This window comes from Mycobacterium sp. IS-1590, assembly GCF_001500025.1.
GTDB lineage: Bacteria > Actinomycetota > Actinomycetes > Mycobacteriales > Mycobacteriaceae > Mycobacterium.
The window spans coordinates 62,080-79,372 of sequence record NZ_LQIW01000009.1 but is presented as its reverse complement, the minus strand read 5'-3'; the positions used below and the strand labels follow the sequence as shown (position 1 = coordinate 79,372).

Here is a 17,293-nt window from a genome sequence, read left to right as displayed (position 1 = left end):
GGCCGCCCGGCCTGCCGGAAACTCTTAGACTTCTTTCATACAGTGGGAGCGGTCGAAACGACGAGCCGGAAAGCGATGCTGATGAGGTCCGCGCGCACGTGACTGTGGAGTTGGCGCACCCGTCGACGGAGCCGCTCGCGTCGCGGTCGCCGTCGACGTCGGCACAACAACGCTGGTGGTTTCTGTGGACCACGCCCGGCCGGATCCTGACCATCGGCGTGGTGCTGTCCGCGCTGGTCATCGCCAGCGCGTTCGCCACCTCGACGACGATCAACGACCGCCAGCAGGCGCTGATGACGGTGCTCAACCACACCGAGCCGCTGTCGTTTGCCGCCGGGCAGCTCTACACGACGCTGTCGGTGGCCGATGCCGCAGCGGCCACGGCCTTCATCGCCGGGGCGGAACCCCGCGACGTCCGACAACGGTACGAGCAGGCGATCACGGACGCGTCGGTGGCCGTGACCCGGGCGTCGAGCGGGCTCACCGACGAGGACCTGGTGCAGTTGCTCGGCCGCATCAACGCAGAGTTGTCGGTGTACACGGGCCTGGTCGAGACGGCCCGCACCAACAACCGTTCGGGTAATCCGGTGGGTTCGTCGTACCTGTCGGAGGCGTCGGCGTTGATGCAGACGCAGATCCTGCCCGGGGCCCAACGGCTCTACGAGGAGACCTCGCAGCGCGTCGACGCCGAGACCAGCGCGTCCACCCGGATCCCCGGCCCGGTCATCCTGGTGGTGCTGGCGACCCTGCTGTTCGGGGTGTTCGCCAACCGTTGGCTGGCCAGGCGCACGCGCAGGCGGATCAACATCGGCTTCGTCGCCGGCGGACTGGCCGTTCTGACCATGCTGATCTGGGTGGGCACGGCCCTGGTCATCTCGACCTCCGACAGCCGCAGCGCCAAGGACACCGCCGCCGAGTCGTTGAAGACGGTGACGAACCTGGCGATCACCGCGCAGCAGGCCCGTGCCGACGAGACGCTGTCGTTGATCCGGCGCGGCGACGAGACGGTGCGCAAACAGTCGTACTACCAGCGCATCGACATGATGCAGCAGCAGCTTGCCGATTACCTGGCCCGCGAGGACGCCATCGACAAGACCGACCTCGCCGAGGCCGAGCAGTTGTTGAAGCGGTGGCGCGCCGCCGACGACCGCATCAACGCCTACATCAGCGTCGGCAACTACCAAGCCGCCACGCAGGTGGCGCTGGGCACCGGGGCCGACGACTCCACGCCCGCGTTCAACAAGCTCGACGAGGCGTTGAGTCAGGGCATCGAAGAGAGCCGCGGGCAGCTCCGCGACGACATCATCAACGCACACCGGGTGCTGTCCGGTGCGACCGTCGGCGCGGCGGTGCTCAGCGTCGTCGCGGCGGTCGCGGTGGCACTGGGGTTGTGGCCGAGGCTGAGTGAGTACCGATGATGTGGGGGTACCGCCCGTGCGGAGCGCAGGGGGACGCTTGCGCGAAGAACAGGCAGCTGGTGACGAGGTTCTTCGGTCTCCTCGTCGCCGCCGCGCTGGTGCTCACCGGGTGTGGGCAGGCGGCGTCGGTGACCTCCGCACCCGGTGTGACGCTGCCGCCGCCCACCCCCGCGGGTATGGAGGAGTTGCCGCCGCAACCGGTGCACCCACCCGGCGACGACGCCGAGGAGTGCGAGCGCACGGCGAGCCTTCGGCCGTTCACCAATCGGGCCGAGGCGGACAAAGCCGTCGCGAACATCCGTGCGCGGGGTCGGCTGATCGTCGGCCTGGACATCGGGAGCAACCTGTTCTCGTTCCGCGACCCGATCACCGGACAGGTCACCGGGTTCGACGTCGACATCGCCGGTGAGATCGCCCGCGACATCTTCGGAACCCCGTCGCAGGTGGAGTACCGCATCCTGTCGTCGGCGGACCGCATTGCCGCCCTGCAGAACAACCAGGTCGACGTCGTCGTCAAGACCATGACCATCACGTGCGAACGCAAGAAGCAAATCGGGTTCTCGACGGCGTATCTGACCGCCAATCAACGGATCCTGGCGCCGCGCGACTCGACGATCCGGCAGGCCTCGGACCTCTCGGGACGCCGCGTGTGCGTCGCGAAGGGCACGACATCGTTGGAGCGGATCCGTCAGATCACGCCGCCACCGATCATCGTCGGGGTGGTCGCGTGGGCCGACTGCCTGGTGGCGTTGCAACAACGGCAGGTCGACGCCGTCAGCACCGACGACTCGATCCTCGCCGGTCTGGTGTCACAGGATCCTTACCTGCACATCGTCGGGCCCAGCCTCAACGAGGAGCCCTACGGCATCGGGATCAACCGGCAGAACACCGGCCTGATACGGTACGTCAACGGCACGCTCGAACGCATCCGCCGCGACGGCACCTGGAACACCCTGTACCGCAAGTGGTTGACGGTGCTCGGGCCGGCGCCGGCTCCTCCGGTCGCGAGGTATTCCGACTGATGTCCGAGACCCAGCTGGACGACTACGACGACGAGGGCCCGGGCACCCAGCCGGCGAGCTTCGACGACATGGGCATGGATTCGGCGTCGACGATCCGCCCGATGGCGACCGAGGCGGTGTTCCGGCCGCACCTTGACGACGACAGCGGGTCGGTGGGCACCGGGGACACCGAGCCGCAGGAGCAGACCACCACCACGACACGGGCCTTGTCGCGGACGCGCCGCCTCGGCGGCGGGCTGGTCGAGATCCCGCGGGTACGGGCCAAAGACCCGCTCGAAGCGCTGATGACCAACCCCGTCGTGGCGGAGAAGAAGCGGTTCTGCTGGAACTGCGGACGCCCCGTCGGGCGCTCCAGCGACGGCAAGCCTGCCCGGTCTGAAGGTTGGTGCCCGCACTGCGGCAGTCCGTACTCGTTTCTGCCGCAACTGAATCCGGGCGACATGGTCGCCGACCAGTACGAGATCAAGGGCTGCATCGCGCACGGCGGCCTCGGCTGGGTCTACTTGGCTTTCGACCACAACGTCAACGAACGACCCGTCGTGCTCAAGGGTCTGGTGCATTCCGGCGATGCCGAGGCACAGAAGATCGCGATGGCCGAGCGCCAGTTCCTCGCCGAGGTCACCCATCCCGGCATCGTGAAGATCTACAACTTCGTCGAGCATGCCGACCAGCACGGCAACCCCGTCGGCTACATCGTGATGGAGTACGTCGGCGGCACATCGCTCAAACAGGCCAAGGGCGAGAAGCTGCCGGTGGCCCAGGCCATCGGGTACATGCTCGAAATTCTGCCCGCGCTGGGCTATCTGCACTCGCTCGGCCTGACCTACAACGACCTCAAGCCCGAGAACATCATGATCACCGAGGAACAGCTCAAGCTGATCGACCTCGGTGCGGTGTCGACCATCAACTCGTTCGGCTATCTCTACGGCACCCCGGGGTACCAGGCCCCCGAGATCGTGCGGACGGGGCCGACGGTGGCCACCGACATCTACACCGTCGGCCGCACACTGGCGGCGCTCACGCTGAACCTGCGCACGCGCAGGGGCCGCTACGTCGACGGGCTGCCCGAGGACGATCCGGTGTTGACCGAGTACGACTCGTTCGCGCGGGCGTTGCGCCGGGCGATCGACCCGGACCCGCGGCGGCGATTCGGCAGCGCCGACGAGATGTCCGGACAGCTGCTCGGCGTGCTGCGCGAAGTCGTCGCAAAGGACACCGGATCACCCAAACCCGGTCTGTCCACGGTGTTTTCGCCCACCCGGTCCACGTTCGGCATCGATCTTCTGGTGGCGCACACCGATGTCTATCTCGACGGGCAGGTGCACTCCGAGCGGCTGACCGCCCAGGAGATCGTCAGGGCCCTGCCCGTCCCCCTGGTGGACCCGACCGACGTCGGCGCGCCGGTGCTGTCTGCCAGTGTCGTGAGCCAGCCCGTACAAACGCTCGACCAACTGCGCGCCGCCAGGCACGGGTCGCTGGACTCCGAGGGCATCGACCTGTCGGACTCGGTCGAACTTCCGCTGATGGAAGTGCGCGCGCTGCTCGATCTCGGCGACGTCGCCAAGGCCACCCGCAAGCTCGACGACCTCGCCGAGCGGGTGAGCTGGCCGTGGCGGCTGGTCTGGTTCAAGGCCGTCTCCGAACTGTTGACCGCCGACTACGGCTCGGCGACAAAGCATTTCACCGAGGTACTCGACACCATGCCGGGCGAACTGGCGCCCAAACTGGCCTTGGCCGCCACCGCCGAATTGGCGGGCAAACCCGACGCGGGCAAGTTCTACAACACGGTGTGGTCGACCGACAACGGGGTGATCTCGGCGGGGTTCGGCCTGGCCCGCGCGCAGTCGGCCGCCGGTGAGCGCGACGCCGCGGTGAAGACGCTGGACAAGGTGCCGGCGATGTCCCGCCACTTCACGACGGCGCGGTTGACCAGTGCGGTCACCTTGCTGTCCGGCCGCTCGTCGAGCGAGATCACCGAACAGCAGATCCGCGACGCCGCACGGCGCGTCGAGGCGCTCCCGGACAGCGAGCCGCGGGTGCTGCAGATCCGGGCACTGGTGCTGGGCACCGCGATGGACTGGCTGGCCGACAACACCGCCAGCACCAACCACATCCTGGGGTTCCCGTTCACCGAGCACGGATTGCAGCTGGGCGTGGAAGCCTCACTGCGCGCCCTTGCGAGGGTGGCACCGACCCAGGCGCATCGCTACGCGCTGGTGGATCTGGCCAACAGCGTCCGTCCGACCAGCACGTTCTGACGGTCAGGCGACGCTCGCGCTCGCGATCTCGTCGCGCAGCGGGGCGATGGCGGCAAGGATCTCGCCTACCGTGTCCGTGGGCACTCCGGCCGCGGCGAGGCTGTCTGCCAGATGGCCCGCGACGAGGTTGAAGTGGTGCATGGTGATCCCGCGGCCCTGATGAACCCGGCGCATCGGGGCGCCGGTGTAGGGGTCGGGCCCTCCCAGTGCGGCGGCGAAGAACTCGACCTGCCGACCCTTGAGCCGCGCCATGTTCGCCCCCGTGAAGAATCCAGCCAACTCGTCGTCGGCCAGCACGCGGTTGTAGAAGTCCTCGACCACAACTTCGAGGGCCTCGTGGCCGCCGATCTGCTCGTAGATACTCGCCATGTGCGCCCCTTCGTCGTACCGGATGGGCACATTGGAGCCGTCCGCGATTGCGGACGGATTTCGACGTGTTTCCTGCGAGGCAAATTCAATCTCACAGCTGCCACCCCGAGCGGAGTGAGAACTACGGATTCAGTAGCCCTTACAGCAAACTACGCCGCACAAGGCGTCGACTTTACGGGATTTGCCCATGTCGTAACACTCAATGGTCATGCCGCGGATTTCGTAGTAATCTGCATCACAGGTTGAGGTCACAGCCAAACTGCAGAGGTCATCGGGGACGATTTCCCGTTTACGGCCCAGCAGCTGTCAGGCAACGCTGACGGCCTCCGCGGTTTCAATTGCATCTCGACAACAGGAGTGCGCCGTGTCCGCTGTAGGAACCTGCCGGGTGTTCCGCCCCGACCCTCGGTCGTTCGATCAGTGCGAACACCACCATCGCGCCAGCTTCACCGCCTCCCACCGGCATGGTTCGACGGTCCTCGTGACGGTCGAAGGGGAGATCGATGCGACCAACAGCCGAGCACTGGCCACCTACGTCGAAGGTCAGGTGGCGGGCACGCGGCGTCTGGTGATCGACCTGCGGCTCGTCGACTTCTTCGGCACCGCCGGCTTCGCCGCGCTGCACTACATCAACGTGATCTGCTCCCGGAACGGGATCGACTGGCAGGTGCGCTGCGGCCGGCAGGTTCGTCGTCTGCTGGCCATCTGCGATTCCGCGCGGGAACTGCCGCTCGAGAAGCCGCGCTCAGTGCTCGATGAGGTCCGTGCAGGCGCGGGCGATCGCGAGCTCCTCATCAGTGGGAACAACTAGCACCGTCGTTCCAGACCGGTCGGCCGATATCCGCCGGATCTTCTTGTCGGGGCGGGTGTTGCGCAGCTCGTCGAGTTCGATGCCCAAGGACGCCATGCCGCTCAACGCGTCACGCCGCACCGCCGCATCGTTCTCCCCCACACCGGCGGTGAAGGTGATGATGTCCGCGCCGCCCAGCAGTGCCAGATAGGCGCCGATGTACTTGCGCAGCCGGTGAATGTAGACGTCGTACGCCAGTTGCGCAGAGCTGTCCCCGGATTCGATGCGCTGATGCAGCACCCGGAAGTCGACCTCGCCGCCGAGCCCCCGCACCCCGGAGCGGCGGTTGAGCATCTCCTCGATGTCCTCGACGGTCATCTTCGCCGTGCGCCATAGATAGAACATCAGACCGGGATCGATGTCGCCGGAACGGGTTCCCATCACCAGCCCCTCCATCGGCGTCAGCCCCATCGAGGTGTCCACCGGGCGGCCACCGACGATGGCCGAGGCCGATGCGCCGTTGCCCAGGTGCAGCACGATTTGGCGCACCGAGTCCAGTGGGACGCCCAGGAAGGCCGCGGCCTGCTCGCTGACGTACTGGTGTGAGGTGCCGTGGAAGCCGTAGCGACGGATATGCCACTGCTCGGCGATGTCGCGGTCGATCGCGTACGTCGCCGCGGCGGCCGGCAGGTCGTGGAAGAAGGCCGTGTCGAAGACCGCGACATGCGGTAGATCGGGCAGCGCCTTGCGCGCCTCCTCGATTCCCAGCAGCGCCGGCGGATTATGCAGCGGGGCAAGGGGAGACAGCTCGTCGATCCTGGCGACCAGCGCGTCGTCGACCAGCGTCGGCTCGTAAAAATCCGGACCGCCGTGTACGACGCGGTGGCCCACGGCGACCAGGTCGAGAGCGTCGGGACCCCGGCCCGCTTCAGCCATCTGGCCGAACGCCGTCTGCAGCGCCTCGGCGTGGTCGCGCACCTCCCCCTCACCGATGCGCTCGACGATGCCGTCAACCACCATGGTCTCCGAATCCGGTTCGATGACAGCGAATTTGAGCGACGACGACCCCGAGTTGAGAACCAGAACGCTGCGGGCCATCAGAGTGTCTGCGCCTGGATCGCGGTGATCGCCACGGTGTTGACGATGTCCTCCACCAACGCCCCGCGCGAAAGGTCGTTGACGGGTTTCTTCAGTCCTTGCAGCACCGGCCCGATCGCGATCGCGCCTGCGCTGCGCTGGACCGCCTTGTACGTGTTGTTCCCGGTGTTGAGGTCGGGGAAGATCAGCACCGTGGCGCGCCCTGCCACCTTCGAATCGGGTCGTTTCGATTTGGCCACGGACGGTTCCACCGCGGCGTCGTACTGGATCGGTCCGTCTACCAGCAGATCCGGCTCCCGCTGGAGGACCAGTTCGGTTGCCTGCCGGACCTTTTCGACGTCCGCGCCGGATCCGCTGGTGCCGGTCGAGTAGGACAGCATCGCGACCCGTGGCTCGATGTCGAAGCTGGCCGCGGTGCGCGCCGAGGAGATCGCGATATCGGCCAGCTGCTCGGCGGTCGGATCCGGCACGATCGCGCAGTCCCCGTACGCCAGTACTCGGTCGGCAAGGCACATCAGAAAGATGCTGGAGACCGTGGACACGTCGGGCAGCATCCTGATGATCTCGAAGGCCGGCCGCACCGTGTGGGCGGTGGTGTGTCGTGCGCCGGAGACCATGCCGTCGACCATGTCGTTGTACACCAGCATCGTGCCGAAATAGGAGACGTCATGGATGATTTCGCGCGCCTGCTCGACCGTGACCCCCTTGTGCTTGCGCATCTCGGCGTATTGCTCTGCGAACTTGTCGCACAGCTCGCTGGTTTGAGGGTCGAGAATGGCGGCGTCCGAGAGATCGATACCCATTTCCGCTGCGCGCGCCCGTATCTGAGACTCCTCGCCGAGAATTGTCAGCTCGGCAACGCCGCGGTGCAACAGCCGGCCGGCCGCGGTCAGGATGCGGTCGTCGTCGCCCTCCGGCAACACGATGTGCTTACGGTCCGAGCGGGCCCACTCGAGCAGCTTGTAGGTGAACATCTGGGGGGTGACCACCTGCGGAATCGGGATGGCCAACTGTTCCAGCATGTCTGCGATGTCGACGTGGGCTTCCATCAACGCGATGGCCGTGTCGATCTTGCGTAGGGAGGTCGCTGTCACCCTGCCACGCGCAGACGCCACCCGGCTGGCCGTTTCGAACGTCCGGAATCTGGTGGCGATGATCGGCAAGCGCAAACCCAGCCCCGAAACCAAGGCCGCGATCGAGGGGTGCAATTCCAGCCCGCCGTTGAGGATGATGCAGGACAGCGACGGGAAGCCCTCGGCCGCATGGGCGCTCGCGAGCGCGAGCACGACGTCGGATCGGTCGCCGGCCGCGATGACGGCGACACCCTCGCTGAGCCGCTCGAGTACGCGTTCGGCGGTCATCCCGGCGACCATGAGGTCCATGGCCTCCCGGGACAGCAGCGCCGGATCGCCACTGATCAATTCGCCCTCGACGGCCCGCTGCAGTTCGGCGACCGAAGCGGCGACCAGCAGCGGCTCCTCCGGCAGCGCGTAACACTTCGGATCGAAGTCGCTCAACGCGTCGAGCACCGCGGTCAGTTGTTCGGGGTCACAACGGTTGGCGACGACGGCCGCGGTGTGCGCATGCTGAGCGGCGATCTCGTCGAGGCAGATGTCGACGATGTTCGCGACATCGGCGGGGCTTCGATCCTTCGCCTTGACCGCCAGCACCACCGGCGCGCCGAGATTGGCCGCGATGCGTGCATTGGTCGACAACTCGCTGGGCGTGGCGACATCGGTGTAGTCGCTGCCGACGATCAGCACCGCATCGCACTGGTCGGCCACCCGGTGGAACCGATCGACGATTTCGGCCAGTGCGGATTCGGGGTCCTCGTGCAGTTGTTCGTAGCCGACGCCGACGCAGTCGTCGTAGGACAGTCCGGCGGTGGTGTGTTGCAACAGCAGTTCGAGGATGTAGTCGCGGTCCTCGCCGAGCCGGGTGATCGGGCGAAAGACACCGACCTTGGCGACGGTGGCCGTCAACCGGTGCAGGATGCCCAGCGCGATGGTGGACTTTCCCGTGTCACCTTCCGGGGAGGCGACGTAAACGGCGGACACCGGTTTGCGCGAAGGCCCTGAGTCGGATGAGCGCTCACGCGTAGACAGTGAGTTGGTCCTTGTCGCCTCCGACACGGGTCACAGCCTAATCGGCGGGAGACCAGTCAGCTCGCGGTCGGGTCCACCGGGATCTCGACGATGGCAACCAGCCCGCGGTGATCAGCCCCGGGTACCGAGACGGTGTACACCGACGAAGCCGAGCAGTTGTGCACCAGAACGTGGTCGATGCCGACCACCGGTAGGGCCCACCGCCTGCTCGGGTAGCTGCGGGTGAGGCCGGCGCCTGCTTGTTCAGCCGCGTCGCGATAACCCTCGCCCAGCAACATCCGGAAGGGACGCATGTCGTAGGTCGCGTTGAAATCGCCGGCCACGATGACAGCGCCGGAGGAGGCCGCATGTGCCGTCGACCGCAGCGTGTCGGGGAACCGCGCGATGTCGCCCTGGAACAAGCGCAGCGGTTGCCCCCACGGAGCAGCCAGATGCGCGGCGAGCACGGTAACGTCGAATCTGACCTCGGGCACCCGGATCTGGGTGCTGAGCATCGGCAACTGGTAACCGCCGACCGCGGCGGAGGCCACGATCGGATGGCGGCTCCACACACCGATCCCGTCCGCCATCGGGCGAGGATCGATCACCCGGTGACCGAGAACCCTGTCGAGTCCGGCGGCCGACAGGGCACCGGCCGCTTGCGGAGTCATCTCCTGCACCACGAGCACATCGGCCGACGCGGACGCCAACTGCACCACTGCACGAGCGTCGGCCCGGCCCATCCCCAGATTGGCGGTCACCACCCGCAGCGCCACCGATGGCCCCGCCGTCTTCTCCGGCCCGAAGTAGCGCGGCGCCAGCAGGGCGAGCATCACGACGCACAACGTCGCTGCCAGGATCGTCGCCGCCCACCGCCGCGCCACCGCGAAAAGCGCCATCGATGCGATACCGGCGGGGATGAGATATGGCGACGCTGCCGCGAACAGCAGCACGGTCTCGTGATCAAGAGGCAGATAACGCGACACCACCCCGGCGAGCGCCAAGGCAAATGAAAGCCCGCCGAGGACCGTCGCCGGTACTCGAATCATGTCGCTCTTATACGCCGATTCCCTACCGCGACTCAGTCAACGGGCTTGGGCGCGGGGACGGCACCTGCGACGGTGCCGGCGTTCGGACGCCGTCTGCGGCGTCGGGACAGCAATAGTATTGCGGCGGCGAGGGCCAGGACGGCGATCACGGCCACCCCGATACCGATGACGACCCACGGCGCTTGCAGCCATCCGCGCATTGATGACTCACTACTGGCTGCGCGGTCATCGACGTCACGCTGACTAAATATCGACAGATTGGTGGGGACGCCCGCCTTCCCGGCGGCGAGCACGTCACCGCTGAGCGCTGACCACTTGCCCTCCAGCCCGTCGACGTAGCCGAACAACGGGTCGATCAAGTTCCACTCGCCGCTGGTCGTAACGAGGACAACTGTGCGGTCACGTGGCCGATCGGCGAAGACCTGGATCGATCCGAGCCCGCCGTCGATGTCGACGCGAAGTTCGGTGGGCAGCTCGACATTTAGCGTCGTACCGTCACCGCTGAGCGGCGGGTGCAGTGAGGTCTGCCTGAGAGCCGACGACTTCGCGATGATCAATGCGCCGGCTCGGCCGTCGGCGGCGGTCTTCAGATCGACGACCTTCGGCGTCAATTGCGCACTGGTGAGGCTGGAGACGGCGGCGACAACACGAGCGGCATAGATAAGTTGATCGGGGCTGCTGCCGTCGAACGCCACCTCGAAGCTGGGGCTGAACTCCGAAGGCATGGCGGTGAACCCTCCGAGCGGAGGACCGCCACGACGCACGGTCAGCGTCGACTGCGGATCCAGCTGGAAGGTGATCGGGGCGATCAGCGGGTTGCACACCTGATGGGGGGTGTAGGTGAGCGCGAGATCGATGCTGACGTACTGGCCGAGTAACCGATTCGGCAGGTCGAACGCGGCGTCGAGGCGGCCGGTGTCGTTCAGCGCGGCGCGATAAACGACATCCCCGCCCGACCGGATCACCACGGCAGCCGCATCCTGTTCGGGAACGGGAGTGTAGTCCGCCATCAAGTGCACCTGCACGCTGTCGACCCGGCCGTTCCCCAGCGCGGCACGGCCGATACCCACCCTCAGGTTGTTCGTACGCAGGACGTCGGTCTTGCCATTGATGTTCAGCTGACCGAAGGTCCAGCTGTCAGCGGCGCGATCTTTTTCCGACCCCGCCTGGTCGACGCGGGATGCGGGCGCCTGAGCCAGCGACTGGAGCTCGTTCACGAGAAGCGACACCTGAGTGGAAAGTTCATCACCGCCGCCGGACACCCGCAGATATGCCGCTGCGGCTCCGCTGTTTTCGACGCGGAGCCCTGCGGCGCCGCCCCGCTCGACGACGACGGCACGCCCCAGCGGGGCGGCCGGCGGTGGCGCGGCTCCCCGCGGTTGATTGACAACCGCAACGGCAAGCGGCTGCGGGAGGTAGAGCCGAACGAGGGTGGATACCAGCATCAGCACCGCCTGTTGCTCGGCGGCGTCGGCATCGGCGGGTGCGTAGACCGTCACCCGCTCAAGCACGGGCGGGAAGAATCCGGCAATGGTCGTCACCGGCGGTTCGGTCCCGGTGAATTCGACCGCGAGATCCCTAAGAGTGACCAGTTGGAGCGGGCCGCAGTATTGGATGCCGTACTGGTTGATTTGCGAGCCGGCGACATCCAAGGGGCGAACGGTGAGTGTCAGCTCGACTGACGACTTCTGGACGCGCGCCGCCGAGATATCCACGTCGATGGGTGTTGCAGCGGCAGCAGCGCCCGCGGGTGGCAGATTGACGGTACCGAGCAACCTGCCGTCGACGTCGTTCACCTCGAGGTAGCCCGCGCTGATGTTCAGGGGGGCGGTGATGGTGCCGCGCAGCCGCGACGCTGCAAGCCCCGTCGGCAGTGGCACTGTGTAACTCGTTGCGCTGTTGGGGCCGAGGAAGACCTCTGGCTCCAGGCCCAGCGCGGGCCAGCCCAAGGTCACGGCTGCCGCGGGCGGCGGTGGGCCGCCATCGTCGGGTTGGGCATTCGCTGGGCCACCGAGCGACACCGACAGAAGTAGCACCAAGACGGACGCCAGTGAACCCGCGATGCGACTGCGGTTCATAACCGCTCGCCGACAACGGGGTTGGCGCCCCGCCGCCCGAAGTGTCCTGAGGCCCGGATTCGCAGCGGGGTAGCTGGCAGGGTTGAATTAACCGGGCACACCTTGCTCCACTTTCGACTGTTCGAGCGGCATAGTCTTAACAGGTGTGGGACTATACCGGCGGGCGCCGCAGGCTGATGCGATATCAATAGCGAGAGGACCGTGTCGGGGAATTGGCTGAGCGATGCTTTCCCGCCCTTTGCCCGCGGGCTTTCCAATCCGAGATGACGCCGGCGAAGGCACCTATCGATATTGCCGAGACGTCGGCTGAACGCTGAGGACAATGGCCGGTGTGGTGGCGTCGGTACACGCACGAAAGAGAGTTCGAGCGATGAAGGGTCGCAGTTGACTGTTCAGGACTTCGCACAGATATTGCGTACCCGGTGGAAAATCATCTGTGCCACAACAGTCATCGCCATGCTCGGTGCCCTCGCCTACTCGCTCACGATCGCACCGATGTACGAGGCCTCGACGCGGCTGTTCGTCTCGACCACATCCGAAGGCAATAACAGCGAGATCTACGACGGTGGACTGTTCGCCGAAAGTCGTGTGCTGTCTTACATCGAGCTACTCGAGGGCGAGCTACTGGCTCAGCGCACCATAGACAAACTCGGTCTCGACATGGATGTCGCCGAACTGCAGGGTGAGGTCAAGGTCAGCTCCCCCTCCGACACCGTCATCATCAACGTGGAAGTGTCCGACCGGTCAGCGGTTCGCGCCCGAGATATCGCCAACACGTTGTCCGACGAGTTCGTCATCATGGCGGCCGCACTCGAAACGCCAGGGTTGGGCGTGCCACCAAATGCGCGGGTGATCGTGCAGCAGCGGGCGGACCTCCCCGATAGTTCGGCGGCGCCGACAACGGCACGCAACACCGGGATAGCGCTGGTGATCGGACTCTTGATCGGCGTTCTGCTCGCTATCGTCAGGGACCGCAGCGACAGATCGGTGCGAAGCACCGACGCCCTGCAGCAGGTGACCGGCGTGGGCCAGATCGGTGAAATTCCATTCGATGCGCAGCGCCGGAACGATCCACTGATCTCATTCGACTCCGAAAGTTCGGCGGTCGCGGAGGCATTCCGCGAGCTGCGGGTGAACCTGAAATTCCTCGAGGCCTCCAACGGGCCCCGGGTGCTCGTCGTCGCGAGCGCGATGCCCGAGGAAGGCAGAACGTCAACGGCGGTCAACCTCTCACTCGCACTGGCAGAAGCCGGTTACCGCGTCGCGGTAGTCGATGGCGATATGCGGCGTCCCAGGCTCGCCGACTACTTCGGCCTAAACAAGCAGGCCGGCCTGAGTACTGTTCTCACGGGCCGAGCTTCCGTTGGCGAGGCGCTCCAGCAGACCGGGACGCCGGGGTTGATGGCGCTGACCTCCGGCCCGCTGCCACCCGCCCCGACCGAACTACTCCAGTCCCGTGCCGCGAGGGAGGTCCTCACCGAACTGGCTGCCCAGTTCGACTACGTCGTCGTCGATACTCCGTCGCTGCTGAAACCTGATGCCGCCATCCTCGGGGCAGCATCTCAGGGCGTCATATTGATTGCTCGCTTCGGGCAGACGCAGCGCGATCAACTAGCGCGGGGAATCGACGCACTCAACCGAGCCGGCGCACCGATATTGGGAACCGTCCTGACAATGACGCCCGCGAAAAGGCGGTCGAAGGCCGAGGACTATTACGGTCGAGCGAATCGCACGCAACCGGATCCTCAGGCGTTCGGCGGACGTCGGCGCGGGTCACACGAGAAATGACCTGACAGGCTCATGGACCATAACGGTGCCGAAGGGAAACGGGCGGCCTCGACGTTCGTCACGGCGCCCCCACTATCCGTCGGCGGCGACTCGGCCCTTGCCATACGGAATCGCTTCTCACTGCGCAACTTCCGGGCGGGCGACCGAGCGTTCGTCCTGTTGCTTGTGGCGGCCGTCGGTCTGATCGTCTTTCCTGAAGCCATCAACCATCTGATCGTCAAACACACACCCGATATCGGGATCGAAGAAGCTTTGGCCACATCGGAGACTCCCATCGCGGGGCTCACAAGATGGGCGGGATCGGGAATCTTGCTCGCCTTGAGTTCGCTCATCGTGCTCATGCGCGGGCACCCTAACCGCGACATAACGTGGCTCTTGGCATTCTTGATCGCACTGAATCTGCCCCATCTCATCGGCCCAGAACCATTGACGCCCCCAGACGTCCCGAAAATAGTTCTCGCCAACATGGTTCTCGTGGCGATCTGGAATACCGGCGCTTCCATCTCTGAATTGAAATGGATTCCCATTCTATTGACGGGAGTCGGCGCGTACTCGATCATCGGCGGCCTGATCATTCCCGAATACATGATGTACAACATGGACTCGAGGAAGTCGTTGATCGCGGGCTGGGAACTGGCCGGGCCGTTCGGCCAGAGCAACGCCCTCGGAATGTACTGCGCCATATCTTTTTCACTGATTCCGCTCATCACGAGGAACCGCTGGAGAGTGCTCTGCGGCGCCATCCTCTTCGCAACGATGGTCGCCTCTGCCACGCGAACAGCGGTGATCGCCGCCGGCGTTGTTCTCCTGTGGTGGGCGATCTGCTGGCTTCGATCCATATTCTCGATCCGACTGGTGGGTACCGTTCTCGCAAGCGCCTCAGTTGCCGCCGCGCTGGTCATTCCGTTGTTGGAGTGGGACCGGGAAGCATTCACCGAACGTCCGATAATCTGGTCACAAGCCTTCCAGTTATGGCACCAATCACCGATCCTGGGAATGGGGTTCAACTGGTTCCTGACCAGTGGGCCGTTCACCGCGGAGACCGCGGTCTGGGCAAACGCCGGCACGGGGCACAATATTCTCATCGACGCTCTAGTAACAACCGGTCTCATAGGCCTTGCCGCCCTGTTGCCGATCTGGATTGGGTCGATCTTCGCGACTCGCGCGCTACGAGTCACTCGTGAACAGATCGCTTGTTTCGGTTATCTCATCGCCTTCTTTGTGATCGCAACTGTTGAAGCCGTGTGGGACCTATGGCCCAACATCCAGCAATTCCCGACCAGCGGCCTCATCTTTGCAACTTTGATCATGGCTCGGCACGGTGACAGGGCGACCGGGAAACCGGCATAGTGGCGAAGCGGTCGCGCTCGAACCCCCGGGTGTTGTACTCGGGGTTTCGTTATCTCCATTGGAACCCTGGTTCGGGATACGACCTCGTGGTCCCAGACCCCCGGCATTATGTGAACGGAGAGTGGTTGCCGTTTGCCAGGTATCTTGAGTCGACCAGGCCGCGGCATGTGAACTTCCTGCTAATGGATCTGCTCACTCTCATCCGGGCGTTGCGATACGACACGGTTCACTACTTCCAGCCAGAGGCAACTGCGTACCTGTCACCGTGGATACTGCGCATACTCGGGAAACGGATCGTGTACACCGTGCACGTCGTCGACTCCGATTGGCTGGGGCCGCCAACGAGTGCTCACCGTCGCATCAAGCAATTGTCGTTGCGCGCTGCACATGTGATTGTGGTTCTGAGTACTCAACAGCGCGACGTTTTCAGCCGCGCGTTCCCAGACAAGAAGGTGAGGTTTGTCCCTCACGGCTTCACGTTCGCCAGCGGTGAGGTGCCCTCGGTCGAGCTGTTTGAGAGACGCCAACGGGCGCCGCGGCGATTGGTTGTCGTCGGTATCGCGTATCGCGACATCGATATGCTCGAAAGGATTGCCGCGCAGCGTGGTCCGCGTGATGTCCAGATCGACCTGGTCGGAATGAACGAGACAGCGCGATCCCGGCTGAGCCGGTACGCGGGCGTGGTGTGCCACGCACGGCTTGACGCTGAGAGCTACAACAGTCTGTTACGAGAGTCTTTCGCACTGTTGCTTCCGCTCACCTTCGCTACGGCGAACAACGCGTTACTTGAGGCATACAACTGTTACCTTCCAGTGTTTTTGAGCCGCATCGATGGGGTGACGGACTACGTAGCCGATGATGATCGCTTGCTTTTCTCCTCGCCAGAAGAATTCTGGTCGAAGTACGATGCACTGTCGGCGCTCAGCCCCTTGGAGCTGCGCGGCCACTGCGTCGCGCTTCACGACACCGCACGCGATCGGTTTTCTTGGTCCACAGTTCGCGCCGAACTCGCCGACCTTTACGCGTGCGATTTTTCGCCCAGGATCTGATTCGCTGGGTGACGTCCCAGACCGGAAAGCACCCCTCGGCCAGCATGTGAGGGTTAAGATCCGGCAATGGCGGGCAGCATACGTACACGACTGAACAGAGACGTCAATGATGCCCTGCGAGCCATACTGCCAGAACGGTTGAAAGTATCGTTGAAGCGGCTGCGTTTTGCCGTCGAGGAGCGTTCATTTCGGCCCTATACCCAGAAAGTGACCTTCGACGGCCGATCATTCGCCTTCTACGTCGGCGATGCTATGGGACACCGTTGGTACGGTGGCCCGGAAGTCCGCGAATTGAGTCCTGAACTGGCCTTCATCAGGGATAGGATGGTGCGGCCCGGTGATGTCGCCCTAGACTGCGGTGCACACCATGGGATGGCGACGATATTGCTGGCCGACTGGGTCGGTAGGGATGGGAAGGTCATCGCGTTCGAAGCGTCGCCACACAGCGCAGCCATACTCCGAAAAAACGTGGAACTCAATCATCTTTCGCAAGTGCGGTGCGAAAACATGGCAATCGCTTCCCAACCCGGAGTAGTACGGATCACCGAAGAGTCGAACACTCGCGTGACGCCCAGCGAGCGCCTCGGGCAACAGATCGAATCGATCAATATCGATCAGTTTGTGAACGAGAAGCCGACGTTTTTGAAGATTGACATCGAAGGTTTCGAGGTCGAGGCTCTGAAGGGCGCTCAGCAGGTACTGGCCCTGCACCCGAAGTTCATGATCGAGGTGCACACCAAGACGCTCGTGAACTTCGATACGAGTTTGGACGAGCTTCTGTCCCTCATTGATTTCGATAGCTATGACGTCTGGATTCAGTGGAACGATGAGGACAGCCCCGTTCCCTACCTAAACAGCGATCGCGAGCGCATTACCGATCGCGTACACCTATTCGGCCTACCCAAGGCAAGCCAGTAGTCAGACGCGCGTGCCGCAGAGC

At 64.7% G+C, this 17,293-nt stretch carries 13 protein-coding genes; 8 read left to right on the top strand and 5 right to left on the bottom strand.

Annotated elements, in window-relative coordinates:
* Positions 1–98 precede the first annotated feature (98 nt).
* From glnX to AU197_RS08460, 3 genes are read left to right on the top strand one after another with little or no spacing between them, the layout of a single operon-like run.
* Positions 99–1,418 (top strand): protein kinase G-activating protein GlnX, encoded by a 1,320-nt coding sequence (glnX, locus tag AU197_RS08470; RefSeq protein ID WP_064402087.1) that lies wholly within the window; start codon positions 99–101, stop codon positions 1,416–1,418.
* Positions 1,418–2,440: a glutamate ABC transporter substrate-binding protein gene (locus AU197_RS08465; protein WP_082696564.1), complete on the top strand. Its 1,023-nt coding sequence runs from the start codon at positions 1,418–1,420 to the stop codon at positions 2,438–2,440. Before glnX ends, AU197_RS08465 begins: the two co-directional genes overlap by 1 nt.
* Positions 2,440–4,698: a serine/threonine-protein kinase PknG gene (locus AU197_RS08460; protein WP_064402086.1), complete on the top strand. Its 2,259-nt coding sequence runs from the start codon at positions 2,440–2,442 to the stop codon at positions 4,696–4,698. Before AU197_RS08465 ends, AU197_RS08460 begins: the two co-directional genes overlap by 1 nt.
* Before the next feature lie 3 nt (positions 4,699–4,701).
* Here AU197_RS08460 and AU197_RS08455 read toward each other — a convergent pair whose 3' ends face one another.
* Complete coding sequence (locus AU197_RS08455) at positions 4,702–5,067, bottom strand: group I truncated hemoglobin (RefSeq protein WP_064402113.1); 366 nt, start codon at positions 5,065–5,067, stop codon at positions 4,702–4,704.
* A gap of 388 nt (positions 5,068–5,455) precedes the next feature.
* On the opposite strand from AU197_RS08455, the gene AU197_RS08450 reads away from it, so the two are divergent.
* Positions 5,456–5,878, top strand: a complete 423-nt coding sequence (locus tag AU197_RS08450) for an STAS domain-containing protein (RefSeq protein WP_197415492.1) — start codon at positions 5,456–5,458, stop codon at positions 5,876–5,878.
* Here the strand turns inward: AU197_RS08450 and AU197_RS08445 are convergent.
* From AU197_RS08445 to AU197_RS08430, 4 genes are all read right to left on the bottom strand, one after another.
* On the bottom strand, positions 5,813–6,955 hold the full coding sequence (locus AU197_RS08445; RefSeq protein ID WP_064402084.1) for an acetate kinase: 1,143 nt from the start codon (positions 6,953–6,955) through the stop codon (positions 5,813–5,815). The two genes, AU197_RS08450 and AU197_RS08445, sit on opposite strands and share 66 nt — an antisense overlap.
* The gene (gene pta, locus AU197_RS08440; protein ID WP_156434350.1) at positions 6,955–9,012 is read right to left on the bottom strand and encodes a phosphate acetyltransferase; all 2,058 of its coding nucleotides are present in this window, start codon (positions 9,010–9,012) and stop codon (positions 6,955–6,957) included. The genes AU197_RS08445 and pta overlap by 1 nt, the downstream gene beginning before the upstream one ends.
* A gap of 104 nt (positions 9,013–9,116) precedes the next feature.
* The gene (locus tag AU197_RS08435) at positions 9,117–10,088 is read right to left on the bottom strand and encodes an endonuclease/exonuclease/phosphatase family protein (protein ID WP_064402083.1); all 972 of its coding nucleotides are present in this window, start codon (positions 10,086–10,088) and stop codon (positions 9,117–9,119) included.
* A 32-nt stretch (positions 10,089–10,120) separates the two neighbouring features.
* Positions 10,121–12,166 (bottom strand): hypothetical protein, encoded by a 2,046-nt coding sequence (locus AU197_RS08430; RefSeq protein ID WP_064402082.1) that lies wholly within the window; start codon positions 12,164–12,166, stop codon positions 10,121–10,123.
* A gap of 291 nt (positions 12,167–12,457) precedes the next feature.
* Here AU197_RS08430 and AU197_RS08425 point away from each other — a divergent pair, with 291 nt between their 5' ends.
* From AU197_RS08425 to AU197_RS08410, 4 genes are all read left to right on the top strand, one after another.
* Entirely contained in the window at positions 12,458–13,954 is a 1,497-nt protein-coding gene (locus AU197_RS08425; RefSeq protein ID WP_231744865.1) for a tyrosine-protein kinase domain-containing protein, read from the top strand.
* Between the two features lie 12 nt (positions 13,955–13,966).
* On the top strand, positions 13,967–15,304 hold the full coding sequence (locus tag AU197_RS08420) for an O-antigen ligase family protein (RefSeq protein ID WP_064402081.1): 1,338 nt from the start codon (positions 13,967–13,969) through the stop codon (positions 15,302–15,304).
* Complete coding sequence (locus AU197_RS08415) at positions 15,304–16,353, top strand: glycosyltransferase family 4 protein (RefSeq protein WP_353612128.1); 1,050 nt, start codon at positions 15,304–15,306, stop codon at positions 16,351–16,353. The genes AU197_RS08420 and AU197_RS08415 overlap by 1 nt, the downstream gene beginning before the upstream one ends.
* A gap of 66 nt (positions 16,354–16,419) precedes the next feature.
* The gene (locus AU197_RS08410; RefSeq protein ID WP_082696561.1) at positions 16,420–17,271 is read left to right on the top strand and encodes an FkbM family methyltransferase; all 852 of its coding nucleotides are present in this window, start codon (positions 16,420–16,422) and stop codon (positions 17,269–17,271) included.
* Positions 17,272–17,293: the final 22 nt, after the last annotated feature.

Excerpts from the sequence above, each read along its gene's own strand:
- AU197_RS08465 (WP_082696564.1), top strand. The coding sequence starts at position 1,418 with ATGTGGGGGTACCGCCCGTGCGGAGCGCAGGGGGACGCTTGCGCGAAG.
- AU197_RS08460 (WP_064402086.1), top strand. The coding sequence starts at position 2,440 with ATGTCCGAGACCCAGCTGGACGACTACGACGACGAGGGCCCGGGCACC.
- AU197_RS08455 (WP_064402113.1), bottom strand. The coding sequence starts at position 5,067 with ATGGCGAGTATCTACGAGCAGATCGGCGGCCACGAGGCCCTCGAAGTT.
- AU197_RS08445 (WP_064402084.1), bottom strand. The coding sequence starts at position 6,955 with ATGGCCCGCAGCGTTCTGGTTCTCAACTCGGGGTCGTCGTCGCTCAAA.
- AU197_RS08435 (WP_064402083.1), bottom strand. The coding sequence starts at position 10,088 with ATGATTCGAGTACCGGCGACGGTCCTCGGCGGGCTTTCATTTGCCTTG.
- AU197_RS08430 (WP_064402082.1), bottom strand. The coding sequence starts at position 12,166 with ATGAACCGCAGTCGCATCGCGGGTTCACTGGCGTCCGTCTTGGTGCTA.
- AU197_RS08420 (WP_064402081.1), top strand. The coding sequence starts at position 13,967 with ATGGACCATAACGGTGCCGAAGGGAAACGGGCGGCCTCGACGTTCGTC.
- AU197_RS08410 (WP_082696561.1), top strand. The coding sequence starts at position 16,420 with ATGGCGGGCAGCATACGTACACGACTGAACAGAGACGTCAATGATGCC.